This is a genomic window from Methanothermobacter crinale (assembly GCF_055397825.1).
On sequence record NZ_AP042450.1, the window covers coordinates 313,009 to 327,016 of the forward strand.

Annotated in this window: 10 protein-coding genes; 1 reads left to right on the forward strand and 9 read right to left on the reverse strand. The window is 41.9% G+C overall.

Annotation, left to right across the window (positions count from 1 at the left end):
- Positions 1-4: 4 nt before the first annotated feature.
- From purL to ACZ5XX_RS02020, 3 genes are read right to left on the reverse strand one after another with little or no spacing between them, the layout of a single operon-like run.
- Positions 5-2,146, reverse strand: a complete 2,142-nt coding sequence (purL, locus tag ACZ5XX_RS02010; protein ID WP_464585105.1) for a phosphoribosylformylglycinamidine synthase subunit PurL — start codon at positions 2,144-2,146, stop codon at positions 5-7.
- A 12-nt stretch (positions 2,147-2,158) separates the two neighbouring features.
- On the reverse strand, positions 2,159-5,281 hold the full coding sequence (gene ileS, locus ACZ5XX_RS02015; protein ID WP_464585107.1) for an isoleucine--tRNA ligase: 3,123 nt from the start codon (positions 5,279-5,281) through the stop codon (positions 2,159-2,161).
- A gap of 29 nt (positions 5,282-5,310) precedes the next feature.
- Positions 5,311-6,516 (reverse strand): methionine adenosyltransferase, encoded by a 1,206-nt coding sequence (locus ACZ5XX_RS02020; RefSeq protein WP_464585109.1) that lies wholly within the window; start codon positions 6,514-6,516, stop codon positions 5,311-5,313.
- Between the two features lie 98 nt (positions 6,517-6,614).
- Between ACZ5XX_RS02020 and ACZ5XX_RS02025 the strand changes: the two genes are divergently transcribed.
- The gene (locus ACZ5XX_RS02025) at positions 6,615-6,977 is read left to right on the forward strand and encodes a DUF192 domain-containing protein (RefSeq protein WP_464585112.1); all 363 of its coding nucleotides are present in this window, start codon (positions 6,615-6,617) and stop codon (positions 6,975-6,977) included.
- On the opposite strand, the gene ACZ5XX_RS02030 is transcribed toward ACZ5XX_RS02025, so the two are convergent.
- The 6 genes from ACZ5XX_RS02030 to radA all read right to left on the reverse strand — a co-directional run bounded on the left by ACZ5XX_RS02030 (position 6,968) and on the right by radA (position 13,988).
- Positions 6,968-7,660 carry a dihydromethanopterin reductase (acceptor) gene (locus tag ACZ5XX_RS02030; RefSeq protein ID WP_464585113.1) on the reverse strand — a complete coding sequence of 231 codons (693 nt, stop codon included), beginning with the start codon at positions 7,658-7,660 and terminating at the stop codon, positions 6,968-6,970. The two genes, ACZ5XX_RS02025 and ACZ5XX_RS02030, sit on opposite strands and share 10 nt — an antisense overlap.
- A gap of 16 nt (positions 7,661-7,676) precedes the next feature.
- Positions 7,677-8,948 carry a serine hydroxymethyltransferase gene (glyA, locus tag ACZ5XX_RS02035; protein WP_464585115.1) on the reverse strand — a complete coding sequence of 424 codons (1,272 nt, stop codon included), beginning with the start codon at positions 8,946-8,948 and terminating at the stop codon, positions 7,677-7,679.
- A 232-nt stretch (positions 8,949-9,180) separates the two neighbouring features.
- A complete protein-coding gene (locus ACZ5XX_RS02040) occupies positions 9,181-9,849 on the reverse strand; it encodes a DUF169 domain-containing protein (RefSeq protein WP_464585117.1) in 669 nt (222 codons plus the stop codon).
- 44 nt (positions 9,850-9,893) lie between these two features.
- Complete coding sequence (locus ACZ5XX_RS02045) at positions 9,894-11,870, reverse strand: 4Fe-4S binding protein (RefSeq protein ID WP_464585119.1); 1,977 nt, start codon at positions 11,868-11,870, stop codon at positions 9,894-9,896.
- 211 nt (positions 11,871-12,081) lie between these two features.
- Positions 12,082-12,984 carry an AEC family transporter gene (locus ACZ5XX_RS02050; protein WP_464585121.1) on the reverse strand — a complete coding sequence of 301 codons (903 nt, stop codon included), beginning with the start codon at positions 12,982-12,984 and terminating at the stop codon, positions 12,082-12,084.
- A 68-nt stretch (positions 12,985-13,052) separates the two neighbouring features.
- On the reverse strand, positions 13,053-13,988 hold the full coding sequence (radA, locus tag ACZ5XX_RS02055) for a DNA repair and recombination protein RadA (RefSeq protein ID WP_464585123.1): 936 nt from the start codon (positions 13,986-13,988) through the stop codon (positions 13,053-13,055).
- Between the last annotated feature and the right edge of the window lie 20 nt (positions 13,989-14,008).

Consider the following 14,008-nt stretch of genomic DNA (forward strand, 5'->3'; position numbering starts at 1 on the left):
GAGTTTACATGTATTTTTCTATCACTCCATGATATGTTTCTTGTAATTTCTTTACTGGGACTTTGAGGTCATCTATTTGGAAACTGTCACCACCTACGCTGCCTATAACTGAAGATGGTACTTTTATATCCGCTATTATATTATCGGCTATTTCTTCTTTTACTGTTATAATATATCGACCATGTGATTCTGAAAATAGGAGTTGATGTTCGTTTTTGCAATTGTTTGGGATCTTCGCGGTGCTGATCTTAGCTCCTAGACCAGATTTTATGCTCATCTCTGCTAATGCCACTCCCAATCCACCCGTAGAACAGTCATGTATTGCGGTTATACCATCACCAAACTTGTCTATGATGTTATGGATGGACTTTGCAGCCTTTAATTCGTCCTTGAATCTTACCAGTGGGGGGTCTCCTGTTAAGAGCCCGTGCACCCACTTATAATATTCAGATCCTCCTAGTTCTCCTAGTGTAGAACCAACGATTATAATCTTGTCATTTTCCTCCTTGAAATCCATTGTCTTTATATTGTCAAGTTTCAATGAGCCCACAACTCCAACCACTGGTGAAGGGTTAACTGTGACTCCTTCTGTCTCATTGTAAAAACTTACATTACCACTTATAACAGGGGTCTTGAATGTTCTGGCAGCCTCTGCCATCCCTTTAACGCATTCTTTGAACTCCCAGAATACAGTGGGCTTTTCAGGGTTCCCGAAATTGAGACAGTCTACTATACAGAGTGGCCAAGCCCCCATTGAAACCACATTTCTTATAGCCTCTGCCACTGAACCTGCCCCGCCATGGTATGGATTGAGTTTTGTATGTATACTATTAGAGTCCACTGTGAGTGCTATTCCATTTTCTTCATCAATTCTTAGGACCGCTGCATCATCTCCAGGTTTTACCACGGTTCGGATTTGAACTTCATGATCGTATTGGCGGTAAACCCATTCTTTAGTTACAATGTTAGGCGAGGACAAGACCTTTAGAAGGGCCTCTTTGAGTGGTGGATGTTCCACTTTTATACTTTTTTGTGGATATGTTGGTCTCTTGGCTTCTCTTATGATAACTGGGGGGTCTGCGAGGAGTTTGGCAGGCAGATCCGCGATTACTTCGCCATTTTTTATTACTTTCATTCTTTTATCGTCTGTGACTTTACCTATTATAGCTGCTGGAAGCTCATATTTTTCGCATATCCTCATGGCTTTTTCTATGTTCTCTGGTTTTATTACGAAGAGCATTCTCTCCTGAGATTCTGATAACATTATCTCATATGGTGTCATTCCTTCTTCGCGTAAGGGTATTTTTTCTAGTTCTACTATTGCACCGTTATCGCATTTTGCAACGATCTCTGAAATGCAACAGGTCAGTCCACCTCCTCCAAGGTCTTTGGCCCCTGAAACTTCTACTTTATCCATTATTTCAAGACTAGCCTCCAATACCATTTTCTTTGTGAATGGATCCCCTATTTGGACTGCTGGCCTGTCCTCTATCTCTGATGAGCTTGTTAGTTCTTCTGATGCGAATGTAACCCCATGTATTCCATCCCGGCCTGTTCTGCCACCCATTAGCAGGAATACCTCGCCTGGGTTGGGTGCTGTGGCCCTTTTTATTTTATTTCTTTTCACGAGGCCGACACACATGACATTTACCAGGGGGTTGAATTTGAAGTTTTGATCGAATTCAACTTCACCGGCTACTGTGGGGACTCCCACCCTATTCCCATAGTCTGATATCCCTTTCACAACGTTTTCGAAGAGGTATCTTGATTTTTGGTCTTCTAAGTATCCGAAGTGTAGGGAATCTAGTAGTGCTATGGGCATGGCCCCCATTGAGAGTATATCACGTAATATCCCACCTATTCCCGTGCCTGCGCCCCCGTATGGTTCTATTGCTGATGGGTGATTATGGCTTTCTATTCCAACTGCTAGTGCTAGTTCTGGTGTGACTTCCACGACCCCTGCATCGTCTCCCGGTCCTATTATGACCTTTTCGCCTTCTGTTGGGAATAATTGGAGTATGGGTCTGCTGCTTTTATATGAGCAGTGTTCTGAGAACATGACATCGAGCATCCCATATTCAAGGGGGTTGGGTTCCCTACCAAGCTCTTTTTTTATGAATTTGACTTCCTCATCGGTTAAAACCATTTTAACACCAATCTACGATCTGGAGATGGATATAGTAAATTTTTCATCTGATATATTCCAATTTTTCGTGTATCCTATCTTTCTTCCTTTGAATGATAATGTTTTTGCTCTCACTTCATTTTTAATGAATTCTTTGTGGGGTTCTATAAGCTCTTTGAATTTGTTGGTACAGTTAACATCGACTTTAATGTGTGCTTCGACATCAAGGTCTAGGTCTTTTCGCATATCTTGTATTCGGCGGATGAGTTCCCTTGCCATGGCTTCGCTTAATATTTCATGGGTTAATTTTGTATCTACGAAAACGCTCCCACCATCAAATTTGGCTGTTACTATATCTTCTGGCAATTCTGTTTCGAATATGATATCCTCTTCATTCAATTGTACCTCTTTGCCCTTAATAGTTAATTTGTATACCCCTTCACTTTCTAGGGTGGATTTTATAATATATCCATCCTTTTCTTGGAGTTTTTTCATTGCTAGGGGCATGTCGTCTCTGAGCCGCGGTCCTAGGGTTCTTGGGTTAGGTTTGGCATGTATTTTCATCCTTTCAAACTCCACAGTCACCTCTAATCCTTTGGTGTTTGCCTGTTCGATAACAATATCTCTAAGTGATTCTACAGCCTCCAGTATTCTTTTGTCTTCGGATACTACTGCTATGTTCTTAACTGGCCATCTGAGCTTGTACTTTGCCTTGTCCCTTGCACGTGCACATGCTTCGATAACATCCCTCACAATATCCATTTTTTCTTCAAGATCTTCATCTATGAGTTTTGGATTGTATTCCCAATCTAGCATGTGTATGCTCTCAGGAACGTTTGGATCAGCACCCCTTACTAGATTCTGGTAAATGTCCTCAGTCAAATGAGGAGTTATAGGCGACATTATAATTATTAAGGTTTTAAGGACATTGTAAAGGGTATAATATGCTGCGATCTTATCTGGGTCATCCTTTTCAATCCATGTCCTGCTACGTATAAGCCTAACATACCATCTGCTAAGATCCTCCACTATAAAATCGTGCAATTCTCGTGTGGCCTTATGGAATAGGAGTCTCTCAATGGCGTTTGTCACTTTCTTGGCTGCTGAGTTTATCCTCGATAATATCCACCGATCTTCTGGCCTGAATTTAAGTTCTTCTTCATCATGTTCATAAGGGTTGAAGTCATCTAGGACCATATAAGTGGTTGCGAAAACGTACACATTCCAGAGGATGTTGAACATCTTATTAATATTTTTAAGCTCTTCCCATACAAATTTAAGATCTTCCCATGGTTTATTAGCCCATAAGAGGTAGAATCTGAGGACGTCAACACCATATTTTTCTATGACTTCCTCGGGTTCGACAACGTTCCCAAGGGATTTGCTCATCTTACGGCCTTCTTCATCAAGGGTGAACCCGTGCATGAGAACCTTCCGGTATGGTACTTGGTCGAGTGCTATGATTCCACAGCCAAGCTGTGAATAGAACCAACCCCTTGTCTGGTCATGACCTTCTGTTATGAAATCATAAGGGAACCATCTGTTGAATAATTTTTTTTCCATTGGGTAGTAGAGTGATGCCCAACCAGCAACTCCAGAGTCTATCCAGACATCTAATACGTCTGGTGTTCTTTTCATCTTTGAACCGCATTCACACTCCAAGATTATATTATCCACGTAGGGTCTGTGCATAAAGTCGCCTTTGAGTTCTCCTTGGATCATGTTTTCTTTAAGTTCCTTTACGGATCCTATAACCTTGATTTCGCCACATTTTTCACATACCCAGATGGGTAATGGTATGCCCCAGTATCTTTGCCTTGAGATCGTCCAGTCTTTCGCGTTCTCGATCCAATTGCGGAATCTGCTTTCACCAGCCCAACTTGGAATCCACTCAACTTTCTTGATCTCATCTAACATCTTATTTTTTATTTCTGTGATTTTCAGGAACCATTGTTGGGTTGCAAGGTATATTATTGGCGTCTTGCATCTCCAACAGAACCCGTAACGGTGCTTGATGGTATCTGCTCTGAATAGCAGACCCTTTGATTTAAGGTCTTGGATGATGAATGGGTCGGCATTTTTTACAAACTGGCCCTCGTATTTGCCTGCTTCTTTTTTGAATTTCCCAGCTTCGTCTACTGGACAAAATATTGGCAGATCATATTTTTTACCGATTTCAAAGTCCTCTGGCCCGTGACCCGGGGCTGTGTGCACACATCCTGTCCCCTCTGTGAGGGTTACATGTTCTCCTACTATTATATGATGTTCGATGTTCTTGTGGTATGGTACCTCTTCTTTAAGGGGGTGTTCGTATTTTAATCCTTCAAGTTCGCTCCCTTTAATCCTCTTTATTATCTTATAGTCTTCTAGTATGGTGTCTGCTAGGGATTCTGCCAGGAGATAAGTTTCTTTATCGGTTTTTGCATAAATATAATTAAAGTCAGGGTGTACGGTTACTGCCATGTTGGCTGGGAGGGTCCATGGTGTTGTTGTCCATACTAGGATGAAATGGTCCTCTTTTTCTAGTGGGAATTTCACGTATATCGAAGGGTCTTCCTTTTCATGATAGTCTATTTCAGCCAGTGCCAGGGCTGTTTCACAGCGGGGGCACCATGTTATAACTCGGAGGTCATTTATGAGCAGGTTCTTTTTATGTGCTTGTTTTAGGGTCCACCAACAGGATTCCATATAATTAGGATCGAATGTGATGTATGGTTTCTCCCAGTCCATCCAAACTCCTAGTCTTTTGAATTGTCTTGTCATTATCTCCTTGTTTTTAGTGGCGAATTCTCTACATTTTTCCACGAATTTTTCTATCCCTATTTTCTCTATCTCTTTTTTACTTTTTATGCCGAGAAGTCCCTCTACTTTATGTTCGATTGGGAGGCCATGAGCGTCCCAACCGGATTGCCTTCTAACATGGAATCCTCTCATGCTCTTGAATCTTAAGTAAGTGTCTTTTATGATTTTATTCCATGCTGTTCCAAGGTGTATCCGGCCGCTGCAATATGGTGGACCATCTAAGAATGAGTATCTTGGTTTATTTTTTCTGAGTCTTTTAATCCGCTCGTAGATGTCCCTTTCTTCCCAGAAGTCTTGGACTTTTTCTTCGATACGGTGTGGTTGGTATGTTCTTTCAGCCTCCTGGATTGGCATAGTAACTCTCCCATCTGGGGATGTGAAAATTAGAATGTTTTAAGTTTCCCTTTTATCAGCATCTCTGTTATGTCCCCTATATTGTCGAGCCATTCATCCATTATCTTTGAAATATTCTCTTTAACGTCTTCTATCTTGTAGCCTTCTTCTAGGATTATCTGGGATGTTGCAGTCTTTGGTTGGTTGATTGGTTTGCCTATTTGGCTTAGGATCATTATATGGACTTGTTTAACACCTTCTACTTCCTCTATGATATCTGATGCCATCTGGTTAGCTAGTAGGTTGTATATTTTACCTACGTGGTTTATTGGGTTTTTACCAGATGTGGCTTCCATTGACATTGGCCTGTTGGGTGTTATGAGCCCGTTAGCCCTGTTCCCTCGTCCTGCAGAGCCATCGTCTCCCATCTCAGCTGATGTTCCCGTGACTGTTATATAAACTGAGGGTTTCTCTTCATCGTATCTGTCAGCTGTGTTTATGAATATTTCAATGTTTCTGTTGGTGTATCTGCTGGCAAGATCCAGGATTTTCTCTTCAAGGATGTTTTTAACTTCTATGTATTCTTCAAGGTCTGGTATGTACTTGTCGATCATGGCAACTGCGACTGTTAGGGTTATTTTATCCTCCTCCCTTAAACCCATGACTTTCACATCTTCACCGACTGCTGGATATTTCCTCTTGAACTTTCTAGAATTTAGCAGTTTTTCAGTTTCAAGTACTATGGTTTCTGTCTCGGAGAATGGGGCGAATCCAACCCCAAATGACGTGTCATTGGATAATGGGGCGCTATCTCTCCTTGCGAAAACATCCCTTAGTTCGCCGGATCCGTGGCCTATCTTGCATTCTACTACAGTGCATGTTTCAACGTCAAGATTTCTTATATTCTCTTTCAAGTATTCTTTAGCGGCTCCTATCGCTATACGGTCGAGTCCTATTTTTTCATTGTCAACTTCTGAGATGCCCCTGCCCGTTAAGAGTATGTTTATTGGTCTTAATATTTCACCGCCACCAAATTTCGGCGCGGATTCTCCTGCCGTTATTTGAACCTCATCAGTGTTATGATGCATTATAGCCCCGAAATGTTCCAGATAAGCATTGCAAAGGGCTCTGCTAACAGATTCTGCTATACCATCACTTATACTATCAGGGTGTCCTATACCCTTCCTTTCAACTATTTCTATCTTTTGTTCTTCGATTGACGGCTGTCTAAGCGGTTCTACTATTATGTTTCTCACAATGGTAACCTCCCAGAGTCTATGAAAATAATTACTATGATAAATATGATTTTTTGAACTGATAATATAAATATTATAATCTTCCAGCAAGTAAATAGGTGACTATATTGAAAGTTTTGAACAAGACCAGAAACGAATGCCTGGGTAATGTGAAAATCGCAGATACATTCATTTCGAGATTTAAAGGCTTAATGTTCAAAAAAGATATAAAAGAGGGTTTATTATTAAAGATGCCTGAGGGCAGAGGGCGTGGTGGTTCAAGTATTCACATGTTCTTCATGAGAATATCATTAGATGTTATATTCTTGGATGCCGAGAAAAGAGTTGTGGACTTGGCCACCTTAAAACCATGGCAAGTGTACATACCCAATAAGCCTGCCAAGTATATAATAGAACTTCCACAGGGCAGTATAGCAGATTCCGGGACGAGGATAGGGGATATTATCGAATTTTACAAGTGATTCCAGAATTCCACTGGTTCTTTGATGACCTGGATGCCATCTATCCTTTTGAGGCGTCTTGTATTATCCACGTCTATGTTCCTCATATGGAGTGTTATAGTGCTCCCACCTGATATGGCCCCGTATGGGCAAGCCTTTTGACAGTTCCCACATCCTATACATTTTAAAAGTTGTATTTCTACCCCTGGTATTATTGCATCCTGTGGACAGGCTGCAGCGGCATTACATGTTTCACATCTTCTGCAAATAGTTAACTCTAACTTAGAGGGTATCACAGTCTCGACTTCGCCTTCTTCCAAGTCCACGGGCACTATTATTGTCCTGACTTTGCCTTTACCGGCTTGTGCAACCGCGTTTGTGACGAGAGTGTCTGCTATACCATGAACTATCTTAGCCACTGTATTTGCGGTTGCAGGGGATACTATGAGCAGGTCGTAACGGCCAAGGGATAATCTTCCAGTTATGGGGAAACTGAAACCCTCATCTCTCTCTAGTATTAATTCCCTATAGTATCCCCCCTCTAATTTTTTAACACGCTCGAAAAGGCCATACATTTTTAGTACTTCTTCAGCGGCCCTTGAGATCATTATCGTGACTTTATGTTCTCTTGCAAGTTTTTCAAGTTCTTCGACGCTTTCAAGGAGTAGGTGGCCGGCTCCTGTGAATGCCCAGGCTATCCTCATCCTAGATCCGTCCCCTTCAGATGATGTCTAAATACTTGTAGGCTTCTGATTCTTCAAATGCGTAATGGACTCTTGTATAATCAGACATGAACTCTGAAACTTCCTCTTTAACATCTTTTTTATCTATGAGCACTCTTTTTATATATTCTGCTATTTCATCCATCTCTGATTCTCTCATGCCACGCCTTGTAATCTCTTGAGTGCCTATGCGTATACCTGATGGGTCATTTGACCTGTTAACATCATCCCATGGGAGCAGGTTTTTGTTTAATATGATATTGTTATCTTCAAGTTTTTTAGCTATCTCCACAGCTCTCCCAATATTTGAAACATCCATTACAAGCTGATGGGATTCTGTGAATCCGAGATCCTCACATAGAACATTAAATCCTAATTCATAGAGGCTTTCGGCGAGTTTTTTAGCATTCTTTATGGTGTCCTTTGCATAAGCCTCTCCAAATTCTAACATTTCAGCTGCGGTGATCCCAAGACCTGCAACATGGTGCAAGTGATGGTTACTAACAAGGCCGGGGAACACGGCCTCGTCTATTTTTTCTGCTAGTTCCCGGCCGCATAGGATTATGCCACCCTGCGGTCCTGGGAAGGTCTTATGGGTGCTGCCTACTAGAACATCGGCCCCTTCCCCCAGGGGGTCTTGGAAACATTTACCAGCGATCAAACCTAGTACATGGGCTCCATCATACATTATACTGGCGCCTACTTCATCAGCGGCTTCTCTTGCTTCTTCTACGGGATGTGGGAAGAGGAAAAGACTTCCACCTAAGAGTATCAGTTTAGGTTTTAATTCGATTATCCTTTTTTTCATTTTTTCAGGGTCAATGTTCATCCTATCAACGTCAAAAGGGTGGGCTTGGATCTTTAATCCTCTCACACCAGCCGCGCTCACAGTTGCATGGGATAAATGACCCCCATAGGGGATTTCTAATGCCATTATAGTGTCCCCTACACTTGTAAGTGCGAAGAATGACGCGAGGTTCGCCACAACACCAGATGTGGGTTGTACATTCGCATGTTCTGCATTGAAAAGTCTTTTGCATAAATCTATTGCCAGTTCTTCGATTTTATCTATATAATAGCAGCCTTCATAGAATCGTTTACCTGGCAGCCCCTCTGCGTATCTATGGGAAAGGTCAGAGGTTAGGGCTTCTTTAACCCGCGAACTTGTAATATTTTCGCTGGCAATTAGATTGATGCTATCTTCCATCCATTTATTATGGTCTTTCATGAAATTTCGGATCTTTTCAGCATAAATTCGATTATTTGCCATGGTTTATCTCCCTCACATTTTTATTATCAGAAAATTTTATCCCTAGCCGAATGGGGAGGTTTTGGGGATTCTCATACACTATTATAGTCTAGGTTTTTATAGTATTTCCCTTGTGAATTCCCCCCCCCCCCTAAAATCATCCCTAGCAGTGAAATGTTTAGGAATCTTAAAGTACCAACTTAAAAAAAAGAGTCCCCAAAAAAAAAAAATAATCTTGTGTGGGGGGGTTCTTCTAAGCTTTTTTCATTTCTTCTAGGTTGTGGAGGATCCTCTTAACGTGCTGGTATGGTATGCTGACCATCACATCCTCGTCTTTGAGGTTTTTCATGTGCCTTCTTGAGCCAACATCTGCGAAACCATATGTTACTTGTCCTGTGAGGTATGGGCGGGCGCCCATGGTACTGCAGATGGGGCCAACATCAGCCCCGAGCGCCTCTGAGATACTATCATATGCGTTGGCGTGTAGTAGTTCCATTGCTTGTTTGCCATTACATATGATAATTATTACATCTGGTGTGAATTTTGCCTTTGATAAAGGTGAGAATAGTATGCTTGAGAATATTCCAGGTTCTATTGCCATGTTTTTTTGCCATGATCTCTGGACTGATTGTATGCTATCATGGATTCCCATGGCGACTAGGAATGCTCCTGTTCTCATGTTCTTTGGGAACCCTTTGGGGTCTTTCATGCCAGAGTATCTCGCCCCTCCAAAACATTCTTCCTCTTCAGCCGTTGAATAGAAGACTTCTCCTTCAAGCGCCTTATCTATTTTCTTGCAAAAACGAGATTTTCCTTTTTCTCTGGGCATGTCCTCTGGTTCTTTCACTGACCATGCGATTGCGACCGGTTTCTTTTCAAGGTTTAGTAATCTTGTAAGTTTTTCCGCGGTTTCTTTATTCAAAATAGGAAGCCTCCATAGAAAAAAAGATAATTAAGTGGGGGGGGTTATTTTGCTGGTTCTTTGAATGCTGCTTCGATTTGTGCCATTATCTGTTTTGTTCTGAAGTGTTGTTGGTCCATTGCTCCTGATGGGCATGCAGCTACACATGTTCCGCAGCCTTTACACAGGGCAACGTTTACGTTTGCTTGGTCGTCTTTTATTTCAATGGCTCCAAATGGGCATAGTTCTACACATACTTGGCATCCGCCGCATACATCGAGGTCTGTGACAGCGACTATGGGTTCGATTTCCACTTCTCCTTTGACCATTGGTATGGCTGCTCGGGCTGCTGCACCAGAGGATTGTGCTACTGAGTCTGGTATGTCCTTTGGACCCTGTGATACGCCTGCTAGGTATACTCCGTCTGTTAGTGTGTCAACTGGTCTGAGTTTTGGGTGTGCTTCCATTAGGAATCCGTCAGCTGACTTTGATAATCCGATGGTCTTTCTAAGGTCCTCGATTCCTTCTGGTGGTGTTAATCCAACGCCTAAAACGACCATATCATATGTGTATTCTGTTGTTTTTCCGAGTAGGGTGTCTTCCGCCCTTACCGTTAATGTGAGGTCTGGGTTTTCTATTATCTCGGCTGCTCTTCCCCTGATGAATTTTATACCATATTGTTCTTGTGATCGTTTGTAGAATTCTTCGAATCCTTTACCAAATGCTCGGATGTCCATGTAGTAACATGCTATTTCGGTTTCTGGGACTTTGTCTTTTATTAGTTGGGCGTTCTTCATGATGTACATGCAGCAGACTCTTGAACAGTAAGGTTTCCCGATTTGTTCATCCCTTGAACCGACACAGTGTAGGAAAGCGATTCTCTTTGGTTTTTTGCCATCTGATGGTTTGAGTACTTTACCTTCTGTGGGCCCGGATGCGTTGATCAGCCTTTCAAGTTCTATACCAGTTATTACATTGGTGTATTTACCGTAACCGTATTCTAGTTTCTCTGTTGGATCATATGGGTCGTAGCCTGTTGCTACTATGATCGTTCCTACTTCTAGTTCTATTTCTTCAGGTTCTTGGTCGTGGTTTACAGCACCTCTTTCACAGACTTCGTCACATAGGTTACATTCTATACAATAGTCTTTGTTTATGGTAGCGCATAGTGGAACTGCTTGTGGGAATGGTATGTAGACGGCTTTGGTCATTCCAATGCCTTCATCAAAATAGTTTGGCATTTCGATTGGGCATACTTCGACGCAGGTGCCGCAGCCTACACATTCTTCCTCATCGATGTATCTTGGTTTCTTTTCAACTTTTACTTTGAAGTTTCCAATGTAACCGTCAACTTCTTTGACTTCTGCATAGGTTATAAGTTCTATGTTTTCGTGTTTACCCACGTCCACCATCTTCGGTGAGAGGATACACATTGAACAGTCCAGGGTTGGGAATGTTTTGTCTAGTTGAGCCATCCGCCCACCGATGCTGGGTCTTCTCTCGACGAGGTATGTTTTGAATCCCATGTCGGCGAGGTCTAAAGCTGCTTGTATACCCGCTACTCCTCCTCCTATGACTAGTGCTTTGTCTTCGACGCTGACTTTTGATGCTTCTAGTGGTTCTAGTAGTCTTGATTTGGCAACTGCCATTCTTATGAGGTCTTTGGCTTTTTCTGTTGCGGCTTCTGGTTCGTGCATGTGGACCCATGAGTCTTGTTCCCTTATGTTTGCGAATTCGAATAGGAAGGGGTTGAGGCCTGCCTCTTCAACGCATCTTCTGAATGTGGGTTCGTGGAGTCTGGGTGAGCATGCGGCGACTATGACCCTGTTGAGTCCTAGTTCTTTTATGTCTTCTTGGATTTCTAGTTGTCCTGGGTCTGAACAGTAGTATTTGTAGTCTCGGGCGATGACAACATTGGGGAGTGTTGCTGCATAGTCTCTTACTTCGTCAATGTCTAGTACGCCGGCTATGTTCACTCCACAGTGGCAAACGTATACACCGATTCGTGGTTCTTCCATTTCTTCCTTTTTTTCTTCTGCCAATTAAACCACCTTTTTACTAAGATCTGGATATAACTATAAGATGATGTAAACTCTATCACACTTATAAATAAAAGTTTCTATTAGTATATTTAAGTAAAGTTTATATATGATAACCGCTGCTTGTATCTGCTCATAGCTGTAGGCTCAAAAGGAGTTCAGGCTTGTGGAGTTTGAACATTATTCTCTGAATGTCTCAATCAGAGGTGTGATTTCACGCAATAAGGCCTATTATAAGTGGCAGGCTCACTAGACTGAGTGTTGTGCTCATAAATACACAAGCAGCGGTTAAGTTAATATCAAGGTCGTTTTCAATGGATAAGACCATGCTAAGCATGGCAGATGGCATTGCAGCTTCTATAATTGCAATAGATTTCTCCAAACCTGAAAATAGGAACAATGTCACGATTAAAGTGGCTAAAAGTGGCGATACTATGAGTCTAAATGTGCTTACTATTGCAGCATCCCTTAATGAAGATTTTATGACCTTAAAATCTAATGATAAGCCCAAGGAGATCATTATAAGGGGTACTGCCGCCCTTGAAAGATAATCTATAATATGGGATATGAGCCCAAGGGGTAAGCTAAAAGCATTGAATGCCACACCCAAAAAAAGACCCCAAAGTGGGGGGAAAAAGATTGTCCTCTTCAGAATCCTCCTATAATCATTGCCAAAAATGAACGATAACAAGACACCCATGGTTAAAAAGACGAATACAGATCCCATATCATATAAGACCGCTCTTAAAAGACCAGCATTTCCAAAAATCCCTAAGACCACAGGGTAACCCATGAAACCTGAATTGACCATGGCAGTTGGTAATATTATGCTCCAAGCCCGTCTCTTATCATAATATGATAGTCTAGTCCATAAGAATATCATTATCCCAATTAAAAGGCTAATTATCACGGATACAAGAGGCATTTTTAAAAGGGCTGTGATGGTTGAGATTTCCGAATTATAAATCGAGTTGAAGATCAAAGATGGTATAGCAATATTTACAACCACTTTATTAAGAGAATAAGCATCCTTTTCACGGAGAACACCCAAAGTCTTCGCGATATAACCAAGTAAAACCATTAAGACTATAGCAAGTACTGTATCAAAGGAATTCATAAATTATCACAATAAAATATTTAAGTTGCCCCCATAGGATCCACCAAAAAAAGCATGGGGGGATGTTCTCAGTCTACTATACCATCATTGGTTATTTTAAAGACACATTCACCCTCTGGTAGGTGTGGGCTGTCAACCAGTCTCGCTATCCTCTTACCAGCTAATCCCTTCTTTAACCATATGCGGTAAGTTGCCGCGTGTCCAAGCACGTGCCCTCCTATGGCCTTTGTCGGGCTCCCAAAGAAGGCATCAGGTCTTGCCTGGACTTGGTTGGTTACGAAGATGGCTGCATTGTAAGTGTTGGCAATGTTCTGTAATGTATGCAAGTGCTGGTTTAATTTTTGTTGCCTTGTTGCAAGAGATTCTCTCCCCACATATTCTGCCCTGAAATGGGATGTGAGTGAATCTACTATGACAAGTCTTATATCCTTACCCTCTTGGATTAACTCATTCACCTTCTCAGCCATGAGTATCTGATGACTTGAATTAAAGGCCCTTGCAATGTATATTCTTTCCATAACCTCCTCAATGTTAAGTTCGAAGGCATTAGCTATCTGTTCAACCCTCTCTGGTCTGAATGTGTTCTCTGTATCTATAAATACCGCCTCACCATTTAACCCACCCTTATCCTCAGGTAGCTGAACTGTGACAACGAGTTCGTGGGCTAATTGACTCTTACCAGACCCGTATTCTCCGAACACCTCTGTTATGGCTTGTGTTTCTATCCCGCCGCCTATGAGCTCATCCAGTGCCTTGCTACCAGTGGTTATCCTTCCAACATCTTTACGCCTTTCCATCACATCAAGTGCTGTTTCAAAATCTATCCTCTCGGCTTTTCTAGCCGCCTCTATTATCTTCTCAGCCACTCCCTCACCTATATCTGCTTTAACTGATAACTCCTTGGCCGTGGCCGTTGCAAGGCGCATCATATCCCCAAATCCTGCTTCTCTAAGCTTTTGAGCTGTTTTGGACCCTACGTTTGGGAGATCTTCGAGTTCAACCATTTTTATTCTCCTTTTTTGAC

What these genes read in the sequence shown, in the direction of transcription:
- purL (WP_464585105.1), bottom strand. Translation starts at nt 2,146, where the DNA reads ATGGTTTTAACCGATGAGGAAGTCAAATTCATAAAAAAAGAGCTTGGT.
- ACZ5XX_RS02030 (WP_464585113.1), bottom strand. Translation starts at nt 7,660, where the DNA reads ATGAGGATAGCCTGGGCATTCACAGGAGCCGGCCACCTACTCCTTGAA.
- ACZ5XX_RS02050 (WP_464585121.1), bottom strand. Translation starts at nt 12,984, where the DNA reads ATGAATTCCTTTGATACAGTACTTGCTATAGTCTTAATGGTTTTACTT.
- radA (WP_464585123.1), bottom strand. Translation starts at nt 13,988, where the DNA reads ATGGTTGAACTCGAAGATCTCCCAAACGTAGGGTCCAAAACAGCTCAA.
- ileS (WP_464585107.1), bottom strand. Translation starts at nt 5,281, where the DNA reads ATGCCAATCCAGGAGGCTGAAAGAACATACCAACCACACCGTATCGAA.
- glyA (WP_464585115.1), bottom strand. Translation starts at nt 8,948, where the DNA reads ATGGCAAATAATCGAATTTATGCTGAAAAGATCCGAAATTTCATGAAA.